A 12045-nucleotide genomic window follows, 5' to 3' on the forward strand; every position below is an offset into this window, starting at 1 on the left:
GATTTTCTGGCTCAGTGGCCTCGGTCGTGGGGACACCGTAGTCGCGCCCCTGTACCGGGCCGCTTAAGGGACATGGTTGAGAGTTTCTTCCCGGCCGCGAATGGCACCTATGCTTGACGAATGCTTGTCGGATTGGCTCGCAATGCCGATATCGCGTTTGCAATCCTCACCGCTCCCGCGTACGTCCCGAAAATGGAATCCATGCCGCACCTTTCCCCCGACCTGCCTATGGGCGATGCCGTCACCGATCCTCTCGCCGATCCCGCCGTCGCGGCGCGGCATCTGGCGGAGGCGGTCGTGGCGGCCGGGGCGGTGGCGGTGGAAATGTTCCGCGCCGGGGTGAAGAGCTGGTCCAAGCACAATGATTCCCCCGTCACGGAAGCGGACCTCGCCGTCGACGTGATGCTGCGCGAGCGCCTGAGCCTCGTCGGCCCGGCCTATGGCTGGCTGTCGGAGGAGACGGTGGACGAGCCGTCCCGCCTGTCGCGGCGCCGGGTGTGGATCGTCGATCCCATTGATGGCACCCGCGCCTATATGGCCGGGCGCGCCGACTGGTGCGTCGAGGCGGCGCTGGTGGAGGATGGAAGGCCGATCGCCGGCGCCCTGTTCGCCCCGGTCACCGAGGAGCTGTTCATCGCCGTGCGTGGCGGCGGGGCGACGCGCAACGGCCAGCCGATCCAGGTCTCCACCACCCAGGCGCTTGCCGGCGCGGTGATCGACGGGCCGGCGCCCTGGCTCGCCCATCTCGACCGGGCGGGCAGCTGGCGCCGGGTCGACCGCATCCGCTCGCTCGCGCTGCGCCTCGCCCGCGTCGCCACCGGCGAGCTCGATGCCGCGCTCGCCTCGCCCAACGGAAATGATTGGGACCTTGCCGCCGCGGACCTTTTGGTGCACGAAGCAGGCGGACGGCTGACCACGCTCGACGGCCGTCCGCTCGCCTATAACGCGCCGGTGCCGCGGCATGGGGCGCTGGTTTCGGCCGGCAGCCAGCTCCATCCGGCGCTGATGGCTGTGGCGCGCTGATCGTTCCCGAGCACAGGACGCGACCGGAATGCCCGAGACCACCAGTCCCCAGCTTCTGCACCTCGTCTTCGGCGGCGAGCTCGAGAAGATCGACGGCGTCACCTTCAAGGACCTGGACGCGCTCGACATCGTCGGCGTGTTCCCGAACTACGCCACCGCCCATGCGGCGTGGAAGGCCAAGGCGCAGCAGACCGTCGACCAGGCGCAGACGCGCTATTTCATCGTGCACCTTCATCGCCTGCTGGACCCGGACGCCAGCGCGAAGACCAGCTGAGCGTCGGCCCTCTGGCATGTGGCGTCGACTGCGCACCTCACCGACGGTCCGCACCGTTCTCGGGCGGAGCATGGCGTCCTATCTGCGTTTCGTCTGGCGCACCCAGCGCGTGGTGATGGAGCCGGCCAATCTCTATGAGCTGGCCGACGCCCAACTGCCGATGATCCTCACCTTCTGGCATGGCCAGCATTTCCTCACCCCCTTTCTGGTGCGGCCCTATCACCGCGCCAAGGTGATGATCTCGCGCAGCGCGGATGCGGATGTGAACGCCATCGCCGCCGAGGCGCTGGGCATCGGCGCGGTGCGCGGCTCGGGGGCGCAGGGGCGCGATTTCCGCACCAAGGGCGGCTTCAACGCCACGCTGGAGATGATCCGCCATCTCAGCGAGGGCACCAATGTCGCGATGACGGCGGATGTGCCGAAGATCTCGCGCGTCGCCGGCCTCGGCGTCGTCACCATCGCCAAGCATTCGGGCCGCCCCATCTATCCCGTCGCCATCGCCACATCGCGGCGCATCATCGCCCGTTCCTGGGACAAGTCGGCGATCCATCTGCCCTTCGGCCGTGCCGCCGTGGTCGCCGGCGACGGCGTGCGTGTGCCGACCGATGCCGGGCCGGAGGAGCTGGAAGCGGCGCGGCGCGAGCTGCAGCGCCAGCTGGAGGTCGCCACCGCCCGCGCCGAGGAACTCGTCGGCCGGCCCGAGGAGGCGCGGGCGCTCGCCCGCAAAGCCGCTGCACGGGCCGCCGCGTCCCCGGAAACCGCACCTTCACAGTCCGCGCCGTTGGAGCCCGCCCCCGCGCCGGCGCGCAACGGCTAGCGCGCCATGGCCAGCCCCCGCTCCCCCTTTCTCGTCCGCTGCTACCGGGCGGCGACCTGGCTGGCGACGCCTTTCGTCCGCCTGCTGCTGGCGCGCCGGCTGAAGCGGGGCAAGGAGGACGGCGCCCGTCTCACCGAGCGCTACGGCCGCGCCAGCGCCGCCCGCCCGCGCGGGCCGCTGGTGTGGGTGCATGGCGCCAGTGTCGGCGAGATGATCGCCGTGCTGCCGCTGATCGAGCGTCTGCGGGCGCGCGGCTTCCGCGTGCTGTTCACCTCGGGCACCGTCACCTCGGCGCGCCTTGCCCTGGCGCGGCTGCCGCCCGACGTGCCGCACCAGTTCGTGCCGCTCGATTCGCCGCTGTTCCTGCGCCGCTTCCTCAAGCACTGGCGGCCGGATCTGGTGCTGCTGGTGGAATCCGAGCTGTGGCCGAACCTCATTCTGGAGGTGAATGCCCGCGCGACGCCGCTGGTGCTGGTCAATGCGCGGATGTCGCCCTCCTCCTTCGCCAGCTGGGGCCGGGTGCCGGGCAGCGTCGCGGCGCTGCTGTCGCGGGTCGATCTATGCCTGGCGCAGGGGCCCGATGATGGGGCGCGGCTGAAGCAGCTCGGCGCGCCGCGCGTCACCGTGACCGGCAATCTCAAATTCGACGCGCCGCCGCCTCCCGTCGACATCGCCGCCTTCGACACGCTGCGGCTGGCGACCGCCGGGCGCATCGTCTTCGTCGCCGCCTCCACCCACCCCGGCGAGGAGGAGATCGTCATCGAGGCGCATCAGCGCCTGGCCAAGGAGCTGCCGAACCTGCTCACCATTCTCGCCCCGCGCCATCCCGAGCGCGGCACGGCGGTGGTGCAGCTGGCGACCGCCGCCGGCTGCCCGGCGGTGCTGCGCAGCGACGGCTACCAGCCCGACAGGGGCACCGCGATCTATGTCGCCGACACGATCGGCGAGCTCGGCCTGTTCTACCGGCTCGGCCCGGTGGCGCTGCTCGGCGGCTCGCTGGTACGCCGGGGCGGGCAGAACCCGATCGAGCCGATCAAGCTCGACACGGCGATCCTGCACGGCCCGCATGTGACCAATTTCAACGCGCTCTACGACGGGCTCGACGAGGCCGGCGGCGCGCTCGCCGTCACCGATGGCCGCACGCTGGCCGCTGCGGCCTATCGGCTGCTGGCCGATCCCGCTTTCCGTGCGACGATGATCGCGGCCGGGCAGGCCACGGTGGACAGTTTTGGCGGCGCGCTGGAGCGCACGCTCGCCGCCATCGACCCCTATCTGGTGCAGATCCAGCTGGAGAGGCACTGAAGCCATGCAGGCACCGCATTTCTGGTGGCGACGGGAACAGAGCTGGCTGGCCAAGCTGCTGGCGCCGCTCGGCGCGCTGGTGGGCGGGGTGACGCTGGCGCGGCTGCGCCGGCCGGGAACCGGGGTCGGCCTGCCGGTGATCTGCGTCGGCAACCCCACGGTCGGCGGCGCCGGCAAGACGCCCACCGTGATCGAGATCGCCCGCCGCCTCGCTCTGCACGGCCATAAGCCGGCGGTGCTGACCCGCGGCTATGGCGGCCGGCTGAAGGGCCCGGTGCGGGTCGATCCGCTGCTGCACAGCGCGGAGGATGTGGGCGACGAGCCGCTGCTGCTGGCCCGCGCCGCGCCCACCTTCGTCGCCCGCGACCGGCTCGCCGGCGCGCAGGCGGCGGCGCAGGCCGGGGCGGACGTGCTCATCATGGATGACGGCTTCCAGAGCCCGGCGCTGGCGAAATCGCTCTCCATCCTCGTCATCGATGCCGGGGTGGGCATCGGCAACGGGCTGTGCCTGCCGGCCGGGCCGCTGCGCGCCCCGCTCGCCCCGCAGCTGGAGCAGGCGCAGGCGCTGCTGGTCATCGGCGAAGGCGCGCCCGGCGAACGCGCCGCCCGCGACGGCTATGCGGCGGGCGCCGTGGTTCTGCGCGGCCGGCTGGCGCCGGAGGCGCAGGCGGTGGCGCGGCTGTTCGGCAAGCGGGTGCTCGCCTATGCCGGTATCGGCCGTCCCGCCAAATTCTTCGAGACATTGCGCACGCTCGGCGTGCTGCCGGTCGTGACGCGGGCCTTCCCCGACCACCATGTCTACACGGCGGCCGAGGTCGAGGAATTGCGCGCCGAGGCGGAGAAGCTCGACCTTCTGCTCGTCACCACGGAAAAGGACGCGATGCGCCTCGCCGGCAGCGAGGTCGGCCAGCCCCTCATCGAGGTGTCGGACGTGCTGCCGGTGCGCATGGCGCTGGAGCCGCAGAGCGCGCGGGCGCTGGAGCGCATGCTGGGCGGGCTGGAGGCCGGCCCGCGCGAGCCGTGAGCCGGCTCAGCGGGGCTTGACCCGGTCCGGATGCAGCCGCGCCAGCACCGCTTCCGGCGTGGCATAGGCTTCCTGCAGATCCACGCTCCAATAGCGCAGCTCGTCGAGCGGAATGGCTTCGCCGGTGACGGCGCAGCGTACGAAGGTGCCGGGACGCACGACACGGAAGTCGCCGTCGAGATAACGCACTTCGGCTTCACCCGAGGCGGAGAATCGTTCGAAGCGGTTCATGGTCCCGCTCCTCCTGTCGGTTGGTTTGGCGCGACAATAAAGACCCGGCACGGTATCGGGCAAGCCCGGTGCGATCCCCTCGCGGCGCGACGGGCTTCAGCTGTCGAACAAGGTGGGTTGGCGCGGCGGCTCCGGCAAGGGCGCGGGCCGCGTCTTCGCCGGCTTGCGCCCCGGGCGGGCGGGGGAGGGCGGGGCCTCCGGCCCGGCGCCGGTGGCGGTCACCGCCACGCGGCCGTCGCGGAATTCGATTTCCAGCGCGTCGCCCGCGCCGATGCCCGCCGCCGCGTGCACCGGCGCGCCGGAGGCGTCGCGCACGAGGGCATAACCGCGCGCGAGCACGCCCTTATAGGAGAGGGCGGTGAGCAGCTTGGCGACGGCGTCGAGCCGCCCCGCGCGTTCTGCCGCCTGCTGGCGCCGGCAGCGCTGGAGGCGGGTAAAGAGCGTGTCCAGCCGGTCGCGACCCCGCTCGCGGCGGTCGCGCAGCGCCTGGGCGATGAGGCGCAGGCGCGATTCGTCGCGGGTGAGGCGCAGCCGGTGGCGGGCCGTGTTCGCCGTCAGCCCGCGCGGCAGCCGGGCCGCGAGGTCGCCGGCCCGCTCGCGCCGCCGGGCGAGGGCAACGGCGAGCAGCTGCGGCGTGAGCCGGCCTTCGACGCGGGTGAGGCCGAGCCGGTGCGCGCCGGCATTGGCCTTGAGCGCGCGCGGCAGGCGCTGGCCGGCAAGGTCGAGGCGCTGGCGCGGCACGGCGAGCACCGCATCGGCGCTGGGCAAGAGGCGGGCGAGCGCGCGCAGATCGGTCCGGCGCCGCTCCGACCCGCGGGCGAAGCAGGCGCGCAGCCGCGCATGCAGCCCGGCGACTTCGGCGAGGAGATCGGCGCGCACCGGCACCGCCATCTCGGCGGCGGCGGTCGGGGTGGGGGCGCGCAGATCGGCGGCGAAGTCGATCAGCGTCACATCGGTTTCATGCCCGACGGCGGAAATCAGCGGAATGGAGCTCTCCGCCGCCGCGCGCACCACGCTCTCCTCGGAAAAGCCGAGCAGATCTTCCAGCGAGCCGCCGCCGCGCGCGACGATGAGCACGTCCGGGCGGGGAATCGGCCCGCCGGGGGCGAGCGCGTTGAAGCCGCGAATGGCGGCGCTCACCTCGGCGCCGCAGGTGTCGCCCTGCACCCGCACCGGCCACACCAGCACATGGCGGGGGAAGCGGTCGTTCAGCCGGTGGAGAATGTCGCGGATCACCGCCCCGGTGGGCGAGGTGACGACGCCGATGACGCGCGGGAGGAAGGGCGGGCGGCGCTTGCGCTCGGGCGCGAACAGGCCCTCGGCCCCGAGGCGGCGCTTGCGCTCCTCCAGCATCGCCATGATGGCGCCGGCACCGGCGAATTCGAGCTGCTCGATGACGATCTGGTAGGAGGATTTGCCGGGAAAGGTGGTGATGCGGCCGATGGCGACCACTTCCAGCCCTTCCTCCGGCCGCAGCTTCAGCCGGCCGAAATTGCCCTTCCACACGACGGCGTCGAGCCGGGCGTTCTGGTCCTTCAGGCTGAAATAGGCGTGGCCGGAGGAATGCGGCCCGCGATAGCCGGAGATTTCCCCGCGCACCCGCACATGGCCGAAGGAATCCTCCACCGTGCGCTTCAGCGCGCCGGAGAGTTCCGAGACGGTCCAGTCGGCGGCGTTGGAGACAGGCGATTCGGCGAGGCTGTCGGGCATGGGGGAGTGATAATGGGTTTTGAGCGGGGCGGAAACCGGGCGGGCCGGTCACCCATCGGCGCCGTCATCCTGAGGTGCGAGCACAGCGAGCCTCGAAGGATGGTGATGGGGCGCACCGAACGGACATCCTTCGAGGCCCGGCCATGGGCCGGGCACCTCAGGATGACGGCGCGCAGGATGCAGCGCACCTGCCTTGGTGCCACGCAGGCATCGCCACCTTGATCCCCGCCCTTCCCCGGCCTAGGTTGCGCCGCCTTTTCCAGCCAACCGCCGGCTTATCCATGATCGATCCCGCTCTGCCGCCGCATATGCGCCCCGACAAGTCGTTCCAGGGGCTCATCCTCGCGCTCCATGCCTTCTGGGCGGACAAGGGCTGCGTCGTGCTGCAGCCCTATGACATGGAAGTCGGCGCCGGCACCTTCCACCCCGCCACCACGCTGCGCGCGCTGGGGCCGCTGCCGTGGAAGGCGGCCTATGTGCAGCCCTCGCGCCGGCCCAAGGATGGGCGCTACGGCAAGAACCCCAACCGGCTGCAGCACTATTACCAGTATCAGGTGATCCTGAAGCCCTCGCCCGCCGATCTGCAGGACCTCTACCTTGCCTCGCTGTCGGCCATCGGCATCGATCTCAAGCTGCACGATGTGCGCTTCGTCGAGGACGACTGGGAAAGCCCGACGCTCGGCGCCTGGGGGCTCGGCTGGGAGTGCTGGTGCGACGGGATGGAAGTCTCGCAGTTCACCTATTTCCAGCAGGTGGCCGGCTTTGAATGCGCCCCCGTCGCGGGCGAGCTGACCTATGGGCTGGAACGCCTCGCCATGTATGTGCAGGGGGTCGAGAACGTCTACGACCTCAATTTCAACGGCCGCGAGGGTGACGAGAAGGTCACCTATGGCGACGTGTTCCTGCAGGCGGAAGAGGAATATTCCCGGCACAATTTCGAGCATGCCGACACCGACATGCTGTTCGAGCAGTTCCGCATGGCCGAGAGCGCGGCGGCGAAATACCTCGAAGCGGGCTGGGAAGACGGCAGCAAGAGCCGCCATTTGATGGCGCAGCCGGCCTATGACCAGTGCATCAAGGCCAGCCATGTGTTCAACCTGCTCGACGCGCGCGGCGTGATCTCCGTCACCGAGCGCCAGAGCTACATTCTGCGCGTGCGCGAACTCGCCAAAGCCTGTGGGGCGGCCTGGCTGGCCACAGCGGCGGGCGGCACACCGGCGGTCTGATCCTCCCCCGTCCATCTCCCGCGCGGAGCGACGCCCATGTCCAGCCTCGACGTCGCGTTGCCCGGTGGCAGCCTTCCGGCTGAAGTCCCGGCCGGGCGGCGCGCGCTGCTGGCCGGCGCGCTGGGCAATGCGCTGGAATGGTATGATTTCGCCGCCTATGGCTTTCTCGCCGCCATTTTCGCGAAGAATTTCTTCCCCGACAGCGACGCCTTTGTCGGGCTGATCGCGGCCTTTGGCGTGTTCGCCGCCTCCTTCGTCATGCGCCCGGTCGGTGGCATGGTCTTCGGCCATATCGGCGACCGCTATGGCCGGCGCCACGCGCTGTTCATTTCCGCCGCGATGATGACGGTCTCCACCGTCGCCATCGGCCTGCTGCCGACCTATGCCGCCATCGGCGCGGCGGCGCCGCTGCTGCTCCTGCTGCTGCGGCTGCTGCAGGGGCTTTCCATCGGCGGCGAATACACCACCTCGGCGATCTTCCTCGCTGAGAACGCGGCTCTGCGCCGGCGCGGCCTCATCGCCTCCTTCGCCGGCTGCGGCGCCTCGGGCGGCACGCTGCTCGGCTCCATGGTGGGCGCGGCCACCGCGACATTGATGAGCACGGACGACCTCATCGCCTGGGGCTGGCGCATCCCCTTCCTGCTCGGCATCCTGCTCGGCGGCTTCACGCTCTATCTGCGCGGCTCGTCCGCGCATGGGAATGAGCCGCCGGCGCGGGCGCACCGGCCCGGCCGGCTGCCGCTGATCGAGGCCCTGCGTTCGGACGGGCGGGAGATGATCCGCGCGGCGGTGCTGAACCTCACCTTGGGTGTCGGCTTCTACATGCTGTTCGTCTACCTCACGACCTATATGCAGCAGGTGGACGGGCTCACGGAGCGCGTCTCGCTGCAGATCAACACCATCAGCATGATCGCCGTGCTGGGGCTGGCGCCGGTTTTCGCCGCTCTGTCCGATCGCGTGGGCCGCAAGCCGGTGGTGTGCGGCGGGCTGGTCGGGCTCATCCTGTTGTCCTGGCCGCTGTTCCGCCTGCTCGATTCGGGCGATGCCGGCGCGGCGCTTGTGGGACAGCTTGGTTTCGCCATGCTGGTCGCCGCCTATGCCGGGCCGATGCCCTGCGTGCTGGTGGAGATGTTCCGCCCGGCGACGCGGTGCAGCGCGCTGTCGCTGAGCTACAATCTCGCCCTCGGCCTCGCCGGCGGCACCGCGCCGATGGTGGCGGTGTATCTGGTGAACCGCGAGCAGTTCGACATGGGCCCGGCCGTCTATCTCATCGCGGTGGCGGCAGTCTCGCTCATCGCCGCGCTGACGATGCGGGAAACCCGTGGCCGGGCGCTTTCCTGAACGAGACGCCTCCCCTCGCCGGGCGCGACGTGCTAGGGCGTCGGCCGACCTTCCCGCAACGGCGCGCGCCGCAAGGTGCCGCCCGCCAGCCGACGTGACGCAGCGCCATGCCCGATCTCCTGCTCGAACTGTTCTGCGAAGAAATCCCCGCCCGCATGCAGGCCGGCGCGGCGGAGAGCCTGCGCAAGCTCGTCACCGATGCGCTGGTCGAGCGCGGCCTCGTCTATGAGGGCGCCAAGGCGTTCGTCACTCCGCGCCGGCTGGCGCTGGCCGTGCACGGCCTGCCCGCGCAGCAGCCCGACACGCATGAGGAGCGCAAGGGCCCGCGCGTCGGCGCGCCGCAGGGCGCCATCGACGGCTTCCTGAAAGCCGCCGGGCTTACCTCCATCGATCAGGCTAGCATCGAGAGCGACCCGAAGAAGGGTGAGTTCTACGTCGCCCGCCTTCACAAACATGGCCGGCCGACGCCGGACGTGGTGGCCGAGATCGTGCCCGCCGTCATCCGCGCCTTCCCCTGGCCGAAGTCCATGCGCTGGGGCAAGGGCTCCACCAGCCCGAACGCGCTGCGCTGGGTGCGGCCGCTGCAGTCGATCCTGTGCACCTTCGGCCCCGAGACCGAGGAGCCGGAAGTGGTCGCCTTCGAGGTCGACGGCCTCCGCTCGGGCGACACCACGCGCGGCCACCGCTTCCTTTCCGACGGCACGATCCGCGTGCGCCGGCTGGAAGACTGGATGGCCAAGCTGGAGGCCGCCTTCGTGGTGGTCGATCGCGAGCGGCGCAAGGACATCATCCTCAACGACGCCAAGGACCTCGCCCTCGCGCAGGGGCTGGAGCTGGTGGAGGATGCCGGCCTGCTGGACGAGATTTCCGGCCTGGTGGAATGGCCCGTCGTGCTCATGGGCTCGTTCGACCCGGCCTTTCTCGACGTGCCGGACGAGGTGGTGCGCGCCACCATCCGCGCCAACCAGAAATGCTTCGTGTTGAAGGACCCCGCCACCGGGCGCCTCGCCAACCGCTTCATCCTGGTGTCGAACCTCGCCGCCAGCGATGGCGGCGCGGCGATCATCGCCGGCAATGAGCGCGTCATCCGCGCCCGTCTGTCGGACGCCAAGTTCTTCTGGGAGACCGACAAGAAGACCAACGCCTCGGTCTCGCTGGAAGACCGGCTGGCGAAGTTCGGCAACGTCACTTTCCACGAGAAGCTCGGCTCGCAGCTGGAGCGCATCCGCCGCATCGCCGCGCTGGCGAAGACGCTGGCGCCGCTGGCGGGCGCCGACCCGGAGCTGGCCGAGCAGGCCGCGCTCTACGCCAAGAGCGACCTGCGCACGGAAGTGGTCGGCGAATTCCCCGAAGTGCAGGGGCTGATGGGCCGTTACTACGCGGATTTGGAAAAGCTGGATCCGGCAATCGGATTGGCCGCGGAAGAACACTACAAGCCGCAGGGCCCGACCGACCGCGTGCCGACCGCGCCCGTTTCCGTCGCCGTGGCGCTGGCCGACAAGCTCGATACGCTCACCGGATTCTGGGCCATCGACGAGAAGCCTACGGGAAGCAAGGACCCCTACGCGCTGCGCCGGGCGGCGCTGGGCGTGGTGCGGATTATCCTGGAGAACGGGCTGACGGTGAAGCTTGGCGATTTCGCTGAGCCCGACCTCCTCTCCTTCTTCGCCGACCGGCTGAAGGTGCATCTGCGCGAGGCCGGTGCCCGTCACGATCTCGTCGATGCCGTTTTTGCGCTCCCGGGCCAGGATGACCTCCTCCTCGTGGTGAAGCGCGTCGAGGCGTTGGGGCGGTTCCTCGCCACCGAGGACGGCAAGAACCTGCTGGCCGGCACCAAGCGCGCGGCGAATATCCTGCGCATCGAGGAGAAGAAGGACGGCGTCGCTTACGCGGGCGGCGTCGATGTGGTTCTGCTGCACGAGCCGGAGGAACGGGCGCTGGCCGATTCCATCGCCGCGCTCGGGCCGCAGATCGAACAGGCGCTGGTGCGCGAGGATTTCGAGGCCGCCATGGCGCTGATCGCGCAGCTGCGCGCCCCGGTCGATGCCTTCTTCGAGAAGGTGACGGTGAATGCGGAAGACCCGGCGCTGCGGGTCAACCGCCTGCGCCTGCTCGCCGACATCCGCGCCGCCACCCGCTCCATCGCCGATTTCGAGCGTATCGAGGGGTAGGCGGCACGCTCCTTGACACCGTCATCCCGGAACGGCCGCAAGGCCGTCTCCGGGATGACGGGGTGTCTTGCCTTCCCGCGCGCCTCGCACCATCGCCATCCCGGCTCTCCGGCTTCGCCTGCGGCCGGGATGACGGCGATCGGGCGTTCAGGCGCCGGACCGCTTGCGCACACCCAAGGGCGGAACCATCCTGCCGGGCGCGGCTTATGTCGCTACCACCCAGCGGAGCGTTCCATGGACATCAATATCGTCGCCATCCAGCCGATCGTCGCGCTCATCGCCGGCATCCTCATCCTCGTGATGCCGCGCCTGCTCAACTTCATCGTCGCGATCTATCTGATCTTCATCGGCATTGTCGGCCTGCTCGGCACGGGCGGCATCGACAATATCGGCCAGCGCCTCGGCCTGTGAGCCTGAGCCTGTGAACGCATGAGGCCCTGCCCGGCGTTCCGGGCAGGGCTGACGGGCGCTCAGCCCCGCTCGCCGCCGCGCAGCGCGTCGACGCTCCACGGGCCGGGACCGGCGAAGGTGAGGTAGAAGAACACGAAGCAGTACAGCGCCGCCAGTTCGCCGCCATTGAGGATCGGGAAGAAGCTCTGCGGCGCGTGGACGAGGAAATAGGCCACCGCCGTCATGCCCGAGAGGATGAAGGCGACCGGGCGCGAGAACAGCCCGATCAGCAGCAGCGCGCCGCCGACCAGCTCGATGATGCCGGCAATGCCGGGCAGGGCGGTGAGGCTGATGCCGCTCATCTGCGTCACGGGAAAGCCAAGCACCTTGGTGGTGCCGTGCTGGAGCAGCAGCAGCGCCGCGGCGATGCGCAGCAGGCTGAGAATGTGCGGAGCCAGTCGCGTCAAAGTAGCATTCATGGAAGTCGCCCTCGGGGCTTGGGGTTGCCGGCGGGCGAACCCTGCCTCAAGCGCAGG

General features: G+C 70.3%; 12 protein-coding genes. 9 read left to right on the forward strand and 3 right to left on the reverse strand.

The annotated features are described in order from the left end of the window. Nucleotides 1-201 precede the first annotated feature (201 nt). The 5 genes from J2S75_RS05385 (at nt 202) to lpxK (ending at nt 4440) form a co-directional block, all read left to right on the forward strand. Nucleotides 202-1023 (forward strand): 3'(2'),5'-bisphosphate nucleotidase CysQ, encoded by an 822-nt coding sequence (locus J2S75_RS05385; RefSeq protein ID WP_370874091.1) that lies wholly within the window; start codon nt 202-204, stop codon nt 1021-1023. Nucleotides 1024-1051: 28 nt separating this feature from the next. Further along, a complete protein-coding gene (locus tag J2S75_RS05390) occupies nt 1052-1297 on the forward strand; it encodes a DUF4170 domain-containing protein (RefSeq protein WP_244379846.1) in 246 nt (81 codons plus the stop codon). A gap of 70 nt (nt 1298-1367) precedes the next feature. Beyond that, nucleotides 1368-2114 (forward strand): lysophospholipid acyltransferase family protein, encoded by a 747-nt coding sequence (locus tag J2S75_RS05395; protein WP_307018795.1) that lies wholly within the window; start codon nt 1368-1370, stop codon nt 2112-2114. 6 nt (nt 2115-2120) lie between these two features. Continuing rightward, nucleotides 2121-3416 carry a 3-deoxy-D-manno-octulosonic acid transferase gene (locus tag J2S75_RS05400; RefSeq protein ID WP_307018796.1) on the forward strand — a complete coding sequence of 432 codons (1296 nt, stop codon included), beginning with the start codon at nt 2121-2123 and terminating at the stop codon, nt 3414-3416. 4 nt (nt 3417-3420) lie between these two features. Further along, nucleotides 3421-4440 (forward strand): tetraacyldisaccharide 4'-kinase, encoded by a 1020-nt coding sequence (gene lpxK, locus J2S75_RS05405; protein WP_307018797.1) that lies wholly within the window; start codon nt 3421-3423, stop codon nt 4438-4440. A gap of 6 nt (nt 4441-4446) precedes the next feature. Here the strand turns inward: lpxK and J2S75_RS05410 are convergent, their stop codons facing one another. Together J2S75_RS05410 and xseA are read right to left on the reverse strand one after the other, a co-directional pair. Next, complete coding sequence (locus J2S75_RS05410) at nt 4447-4671, reverse strand: DUF2093 domain-containing protein (RefSeq protein ID WP_307018798.1); 225 nt, start codon at nt 4669-4671, stop codon at nt 4447-4449. 96 nt (nt 4672-4767) lie between these two features. Further along, nucleotides 4768-6381 (reverse strand): exodeoxyribonuclease VII large subunit, encoded by a 1614-nt coding sequence (xseA, locus tag J2S75_RS05415; RefSeq protein WP_307018799.1) that lies wholly within the window; start codon nt 6379-6381, stop codon nt 4768-4770. A 281-nt stretch (nt 6382-6662) separates the two neighbouring features. On the opposite strand from xseA, the gene J2S75_RS05420 reads away from it, so the two are divergent. The 4 genes from J2S75_RS05420 (at nt 6663) to J2S75_RS05435 (ending at nt 11530) form a co-directional block, all read left to right on the forward strand. Next, the gene (locus J2S75_RS05420; protein WP_307018800.1) at nt 6663-7607 is read left to right on the forward strand and encodes a glycine--tRNA ligase subunit alpha; all 945 of its coding nucleotides are present in this window, start codon (nt 6663-6665) and stop codon (nt 7605-7607) included. A gap of 36 nt (nt 7608-7643) precedes the next feature. Then, nucleotides 7644-8948 (forward strand): MFS transporter, encoded by a 1305-nt coding sequence (locus J2S75_RS05425; protein ID WP_307018801.1) that lies wholly within the window; start codon nt 7644-7646, stop codon nt 8946-8948. Between the two features lie 107 nt (nt 8949-9055). Beyond that, nucleotides 9056-11119, forward strand: a complete 2064-nt coding sequence (glyS, locus tag J2S75_RS05430; RefSeq protein WP_307018802.1) for a glycine--tRNA ligase subunit beta — start codon at nt 9056-9058, stop codon at nt 11117-11119. Nucleotides 11120-11353: 234 nt separating this feature from the next. Next, nucleotides 11354-11530 carry a DUF3096 domain-containing protein gene (locus J2S75_RS05435; protein ID WP_307018803.1) on the forward strand — a complete coding sequence of 59 codons (177 nt, stop codon included), beginning with the start codon at nt 11354-11356 and terminating at the stop codon, nt 11528-11530. A 59-nt stretch (nt 11531-11589) separates the two neighbouring features. On the opposite strand, the gene J2S75_RS05440 is transcribed toward J2S75_RS05435, so the two are convergent. After that, a complete protein-coding gene (locus J2S75_RS05440; RefSeq protein WP_307018804.1) occupies nt 11590-11988 on the reverse strand; it encodes a DoxX family protein in 399 nt (132 codons plus the stop codon). Nucleotides 11989-12045: the final 57 nt, after the last annotated feature.

Source organism: Ancylobacter polymorphus, assembly GCF_030813495.1.
In the GTDB taxonomy this organism is placed as follows: Bacteria; Pseudomonadota; Alphaproteobacteria; order Rhizobiales; family Xanthobacteraceae; genus Ancylobacter; species Ancylobacter polymorphus.

Bases quoted from the DNA above. Each gene is read 5' to 3' on its own strand.
- J2S75_RS05390 (WP_244379846.1), top strand. From the start codon at position 1,052: ATGCCCGAGACCACCAGTCCCCAGCTTCTGCACCTCGTCTTCGGCGGC.
- J2S75_RS05435 (WP_307018803.1), top strand. From the start codon at position 11,354: ATGGACATCAATATCGTCGCCATCCAGCCGATCGTCGCGCTCATCGCC.
- J2S75_RS05440 (WP_307018804.1), bottom strand. From the start codon at position 11,988: ATGAATGCTACTTTGACGCGACTGGCTCCGCACATTCTCAGCCTGCTG.
- J2S75_RS05385 (WP_370874091.1), top strand. From the start codon at position 202: ATGCCGCACCTTTCCCCCGACCTGCCTATGGGCGATGCCGTCACCGAT.
- J2S75_RS05410 (WP_307018798.1), bottom strand. From the start codon at position 4,671: ATGAACCGCTTCGAACGATTCTCCGCCTCGGGTGAAGCCGAAGTGCGT.
- J2S75_RS05420 (WP_307018800.1), top strand. From the start codon at position 6,663: ATGATCGATCCCGCTCTGCCGCCGCATATGCGCCCCGACAAGTCGTTC.
- lpxK (WP_307018797.1), top strand. From the start codon at position 3,421: ATGCAGGCACCGCATTTCTGGTGGCGACGGGAACAGAGCTGGCTGGCC.
- J2S75_RS05425 (WP_307018801.1), top strand. From the start codon at position 7,644: ATGTCCAGCCTCGACGTCGCGTTGCCCGGTGGCAGCCTTCCGGCTGAA.
- glyS (WP_307018802.1), top strand. From the start codon at position 9,056: ATGCCCGATCTCCTGCTCGAACTGTTCTGCGAAGAAATCCCCGCCCGC.
- xseA (WP_307018799.1), bottom strand. From the start codon at position 6,381: ATGCCCGACAGCCTCGCCGAATCGCCTGTCTCCAACGCCGCCGACTGG.
- J2S75_RS05400 (WP_307018796.1), top strand. From the start codon at position 2,121: ATGGCCAGCCCCCGCTCCCCCTTTCTCGTCCGCTGCTACCGGGCGGCG.
- J2S75_RS05395 (WP_307018795.1), top strand. From the start codon at position 1,368: ATGGCGTCCTATCTGCGTTTCGTCTGGCGCACCCAGCGCGTGGTGATG.